Source organism: Phenylobacterium sp. (assembly GCF_031181185.1).
GTDB lineage: Bacteria > Pseudomonadota > Alphaproteobacteria > Caulobacterales > Caulobacteraceae > Phenylobacterium.
Genome location: NZ_JAPSKZ010000209.1, coordinates 1 through 5,715, shown reverse-complemented (window position 1 = coordinate 5,715; position 5,715 = coordinate 1). Strand labels below are relative to the sequence as shown.

Annotated in this window: 7 protein-coding genes; all 7 read left to right on the top strand. The window is 69.0% G+C overall.

Annotated features, from left to right (window positions below):
- Positions 1-557 (top strand): calcium-binding protein (locus RIF93_RS18105; RefSeq protein WP_309092850.1); only part of this gene is annotated, 557 nt, incomplete at its 5' end.
- A gap of 48 nt (positions 558-605) precedes the next feature.
- Positions 606-1,535, top strand: coding sequence for a 2-hydroxyacid dehydrogenase (locus RIF93_RS18100; RefSeq protein WP_309092849.1), 930 nt, complete (start codon positions 606-608; stop codon positions 1,533-1,535).
- A 9-nt stretch (positions 1,536-1,544) separates the two neighbouring features.
- Positions 1,545-1,922, top strand: a complete 378-nt coding sequence (locus RIF93_RS18095; RefSeq protein ID WP_309092848.1) for a VOC family protein — start codon at positions 1,545-1,547, stop codon at positions 1,920-1,922.
- Between the two features lie 33 nt (positions 1,923-1,955).
- A complete protein-coding gene (locus tag RIF93_RS18090) occupies positions 1,956-2,927 on the top strand; it encodes a metalloregulator ArsR/SmtB family transcription factor (protein WP_309092847.1) in 972 nt (323 codons plus the stop codon).
- Complete coding sequence (gene metF / locus RIF93_RS18085; protein ID WP_309092846.1) at positions 2,924-3,856, top strand: methylenetetrahydrofolate reductase [NAD(P)H]; 933 nt, start codon at positions 2,924-2,926, stop codon at positions 3,854-3,856. Before RIF93_RS18090 ends, metF begins: the two co-directional genes overlap by 4 nt.
- Entirely contained in the window at positions 3,853-4,914 is a 1,062-nt protein-coding gene (locus tag RIF93_RS18080) for a homocysteine S-methyltransferase family protein (RefSeq protein ID WP_309092845.1), read from the top strand. The genes metF and RIF93_RS18080 overlap by 4 nt, the downstream gene beginning before the upstream one ends.
- On the top strand, positions 4,915-5,715 hold an 801-nt coding region (locus RIF93_RS18075), incomplete at its 3' end, for a dihydropteroate synthase (RefSeq protein WP_309092844.1).

Genomic DNA, 5,715 nt, shown 5'->3' with positions numbered 1-5,715 from the left:
TGACGGACTACGGCGGCTCCAACTTCCTGCGCGGCGGGGACGGCAATGACTCGCTCTCCGGCGGGCATGCCTTCGACGACCTGCACGGCAACTGGGGCGAGGACACGGTGCGCGGCGGCCTGGGCGGCGACTGGGTTGTCGGCGGGCAAGGCAACGACATGCTGTACGGCGAGGCGGACAACGACGTCGTCTACGGTAACCTCGGGAACGACACCCAGGAGGGCGGCGCCGGCGCCGACTGGGTGCGCGGCGGCCAGGGCTCGGATTCCATCTCGGGCGGGGACGGCGACGACTACATGGCCGGCGATCGCGGGGCCGACACCATCTCGGGCGGCGCCGGCGCGGACCTCTTCCACACCTTCTCGGGCGCCGGCCTGGACCGGATCCTCGACTTCAACGCCGCTCAGGGGGACCGGGTCAACGTGCTCGCCGGGACCACCTACACCCTGCGCCAGGAAGGCACCGACACGATCGTGGACATGGGCGGCGGCGACCAGATGGTGCTGGTCGGCGTCGACCTCTCGACGCTGCCGGCCGGTTGGATCTTCACGAGCTAGTCGCCTGCCACGGGGTCTGGCATCAGGGGCGCTTCGCAGGAGGTCCCGATGTCCGAGCCGGTGGTGATGCTGTCGCACGAGATGCTGTCGCCGGTGCGCCAGCCGCTGGAGGCCGGCGGCCTGCGGGTGGCGGAGCGGTGGACCCTTTCGGATGCGGATCGCCAGGCTGTCCGAGTGATCGTGCACGCGGGCGAGATCCCGCTGCCGCCCGAGTTCCTGCAGAGCCTGCCGAACCTGGGCCTGATTGCCTGCGTCAGCGTCGGCTACGACGGGGTGGACGTGCCCTGGTGCCGCGCGCACGGCATCGAGGTGACCCACGCCAAGGGACTGAACGCCGACGACGTGGCCGACCACGCCATGGGCCTGGTGCTCGCGTCCTGGCGCAAGATCGCGCTTGGCGACCGGATCGTGCGCGAGGGCGGCTGGCGGGACGATCCGCGGATGCGGCCGGGGCCCGGCCTGAAGGGCCGCCGCCTGGGCGTCATGGGGCTTGGCGCCATCGGCGAAGCCGTGGCGGTCCGCGCCGAGGCGTTCGGTCTGCAGGTGGCCTGGTGGGGGCCGAACCCCAAGTCGGCGCGCTGGCCGCGGGCCGAGAGCCTGCTGAAGCTGGCGCAGGACAGCGACATCCTCGTCGTCGCCTGCCGCGCCGACGCCTCGAACCGCGAGGCCGTCTCACGTGAGGTGATCGAGGCGGTTGGGCCGAAGGGGCTGATCGTCAATGTCGCCCGCGGCTCGGTCATTGACGAGGACGCCTTGATCGCGGCGTTGAAGGACGGCCGCCTGGGCCGCGCCGCCCTGGATGTGTTCGCCGAGGAGCCGACGCCGGCGGCGCGATGGGCCGACGTGCCGAACACGGTGCTCACTCCGCACAGCGCCGGCGGCACCGTGGACTCCATCCCCCGGATGGTGGCGCAGGCCGTCGAGAACGTGCGACTGTTCCTGGCCGGGGAGCCCGTGGCGAGCCCGGTCGCAGCCTAGGAGGCCCCAATGGCGCAGGTTCTTGGCATCGGCGGTGTCTTCTTCAAGGCCGACAACGGCGCCGCCGTGGGTGAGTGGTATCGCCGGGTCTTGGGCATGGACGTTTCGGAGTGGGGCGGCGCTGTGTTTCCGCCCTTGAAGCGGGGCTATCACGTGTGGAGCCCGTTCAAGGCCGACACGACCTACTTCGAGCCGAGCGCCGCCGCGTTCATGGTCAACTTCGTGGTCGACGACCTGGATGGCGTGCTGGATAGGGCTCGCGCCGAAGGTGTCGAGCCGGTGGGCCGGGACGATGCCGATCCGAACGGGCGGTTCGCCTGGTTGATGGATCCGGTCGGCGTGAAGATCGAGCTCTGGGAGCCGAACGAAACCACGCCTTTCACTTGACTTAAAGACATAAAGATATCTTTATATGGGCCGATGAAACTCTCGGCGGCCCAGGCTGTGGACGTGCTGCGCGCGGCAGGCGAGCCGACGCGCCTGCGCATCCTTGCGCTGCTGGCGCGGGAGGAGCTGGCGGTGCTCGAACTGTGTCGGGTGCTGGACCAGTCGCAGCCCCGCGTCTCACGGCACCTCAAGCTGTTGGCCGAAGCGGGCCTGGTGGAACGCTTCCCTGACGGAGCGTGGGTCTTCTACCGGCTGGTCCAGCAGGGGCACGCCGGCGAACTTGTCGCGGAGCTCCTGGGACGCATCGACGGCGCCGATCCGGTCTTCCTGCGCGACGCCGAGCGCCTGATCGCCGTGCAGTCTGAGCGCGCCGCCGACGCCAACGCCTACTTCGCGCGCAATGCGGCGCGCTGGGACGAAATCCGTTCGCTTTACGTCTCTGAGAGCGATGTAGAGGCGGCGATCGTGGAGGCCGCGGGCGCCGGGCCGTTCAAACGGCTTGTCGACCTGGGCTCTGGCACCGGCCGCATGCTGACCCTGCTGGGGCCGCGCGCCGAGCATGCCCTGGGTCTGGACCTGTCGCAGCAGATGCTGAACATCGCGCGCAGCCACGTCGCCGAGGCCGGCCTGGAACGCTGCGAGCTGCGCCACGGGGACATCTTCGGCACCCGGCTGCCGGACGGCTGCGCCGACCTCGTGATTGTCCACCAGGTGCTGCACTACCTGGGCGACCCGGCCGCCGCCGTGAAGGAGGCCGCGCGCATCACCGCGCCGGGCGGCCGGCTGATCATCGTCGACTTCGCCCAGCACAACCTCGAGTTCCTGCGCGAGCAGCACCAGCACCGCCGATTGGGCTTCTCGGACGCCGAGATCAGTCGGTGGCTGAAGGACGGCGCCTTCGCCGACATCGACGTCGACTCCCTGCCGCCGACCCGCGAACAGGGCCTGACCGTGAAGATCTGGACCGCCGAACGCCTCGGCCAGCGCCAGAGGAACGCCGCATGACTTCGAACCCGACCGCCCTTGGCCCGATCGCTCGCGCCGGCGTTGGCGGCGCCCCGCGCCCCAACGTCTCGTTCGAGTTCTCGCCGCCCAAGACGCCCGAAGCCGAGGAGAAGCTTTGGGAGGCGATCCGCCGCCTGGAGCCGCTGAGCCCGTCGTTCGTGTCCGTGACCTATGGCGCCGGCGGCTCGACCCGCGACCGCACGCACCGGACCGTGCTGCGCATGCTGTCGGAGACGACGCTGAAGCCCGCCGCGCACCTGACGTGCGTCGAGGCGAGCCGCGAAGAGGTGGACGAGGTCATCCGCGACTACTGGGCGTCCGGCATCCGCCACATCGTGGCCCTGCGCGGCGATCCGCCGGGCCAGATCGGCGGGGTCTATACGCCGAGGCCCGACGGCTATCACAACGCCACCGAATTGACGGCCGGCATCCGGGCCATCGGCGACTTCGAAGTCAGCGTCGGCCTATATCCGCACGTGCATCCCGAGAGTCCGTCGATCGACCACGACATCGACGTGCTCAAGGCCAAGATCGACGCCGGGGCGACGCGGGCGATCACCCAGTTCTTCTTCGACGTCGACGGCTTCCTGCGGTTCATGGACCGGGTGCGCAAGGCCGGGGTGAACATCCCGATCTCACCGGGGATCATGCCGGTGACCAACTACGCCGGGCTGAAGAAGATGGCCGGGCCGATCGGCATCGAGCTGCCGGCGTGGCTGGGCAACCTGTTCGACGGGCTGGACAAGGATCCGGAGACCCGTCGTCTGATCGCCGCGTCGGTGGCCAGCGAGATGTGCGCAAGGCTGGCCGAGGAAGGCTTCGGCGACTTCCACTTCTACACCCTCAACCGCGCGGACCTCACCTACGCCATCTGCCGGGTGCTGGGCGTGCGCGACACCGGACCTGAGCCGAAGGAGGCCGCGGCATGACCCGGCAGGAACGCATCGCGGCCCTGAAGGCCGCCGCCAAGGAGCGCGTGCTGATCCTGGACGGATCGTGGGGCGTCATGATCCAGAAGCGGGGCCTGGCGGAAGCCGACTACCGCGGCGAGCGGTTCAAGGAGGCGCCTGGAGAGCTGCGCGGCAACAACGACCTGCTGTGCGTCACCCGGCCCGACATCATATCGGAGCTGCACGACGCCTACTTCGCGGCCGGCGCGGACATTTCCGAAACCAACACGTTCTCGGCGACCGCCATCGGCCAGGCCGAATATGCGTGCGAAGCCGCCGTTTGGGACATCAACTTCGAGGGCGCCAAGCTGGCCCGCGCCTCGGCCGACCGGTGGACGGCCAAGGAACCGCACAAGCCGCGGTTCGTGGCGGGCTCCATCGGCCCCCTGCCGGTCATGCTGTCGATGAGCTCGGACGTGAACGATCCGGGCGCGCGCAAGGTGACCTTCGAGCAGGTCTATGCGGCCTACAGCGAGCAGGTGCGGGCGCTGCACGAGGGCGGTGTGGACCTGTTCCTCGTGGAGACCATCACCGACACCCTGAACTGCAAGGCCGCCATCAAGGCGATCATGGACCTCGAGGATCAGGGCTACGAGCCGCTGCCGATCTGGATCTCGGGGACCATCACCGACCGCTCGGGCCGGACGCTGTCGGGCCAGACGGTCGAGGCGTTCTGGAATTCGGTACGGCACGCCAAGCCGTTCGCGGTCGGCCTAAACTGCGCCCTGGGCGCGGAACTGATGCGGCCGCACATCGCGGAACTGGCGCGGATCGCCGACACCCTGGTCAGCGCCTATCCGAACGCCGGCCTGCCGAACGCCATGGGCGAGTACGACGAGCAGCCGCACGAGACCGGCCACATGCTGCATGAGTGGGCCGAGCACGGGCTGGTCAACATCCTGGGCGGCTGCTGCGGCACGACGCCCGAGCACATCAAGCACGTGGCCGACGCGGTGCGTGGGCTGAAACCGCGGCAGGTCCCGGAGCGCCCGACGGCCATGCGCCTGGCGGGTCTCGAACCTTTCGAATTGGTCTGAATGCGTCCCACTTTCGTAAACGTCGGCGAGCGCACCAACGTCACGGGCTCCGCCAAATTCCGGAAACTGATCGCCGAGGGGAACTATCCCGAGGCGCTGTCCGTCGCGCGTCAGCAGGTGGAGGCCGGCGCCCAGGTCATCGACGTCAACATGGACGAGGGCCTGCTGGACTCGGTCGCCGCCATGCGGACGTTCCTGAACCTCGTGGCCGCCGAGCCGGACATCGCCCGCGTGCCGGTGATGATCGACAGCTCGAAGTGGGAGGTGATCGAGGCCGGGCTGCAGTGCGTGCAGGGCAAGTCGATCGTCAATTCGATCAGCCTGAAGGAAGGCGAAGCCAAGTTCATCGAGCAGGCCAAGGCCTGTCTGCGCTACGGCGCGGCGGTCGTGGTGATGGCCTTCGACGAGGTGGGGCAGGCGGACACCGCCGACCGCAAGGTCGAGATTTGCCGGCGGGCCTACAGGATCCTGACCGAACAGGTGGGCTTCCCGCCCGAGGACATCATCTTCGATCCGAACATCTTCGCCGTGGCGACCGGCATCGAGGAGCACGACAACTACGCGGTCGACTTCATCGAGGCGACCAAGCGCATCAAGGCCGAGCTGCCCCATGCCCGCGTCTCGGGCGGCGTGTCGAACGTCAGCTTCTCGTTCCGTGGCAACGAGCCGGTGCGCCGGGCGATCCACTCGGTGTTCCTGTACCACGCGATCGCCGCGGGCATGGACATGGGCATCGTCAACGCCGGCGACCTGCCGGTCTATGACGACATCGAGCCCGAGCTGCGCGAGGCCGTCGAGGAC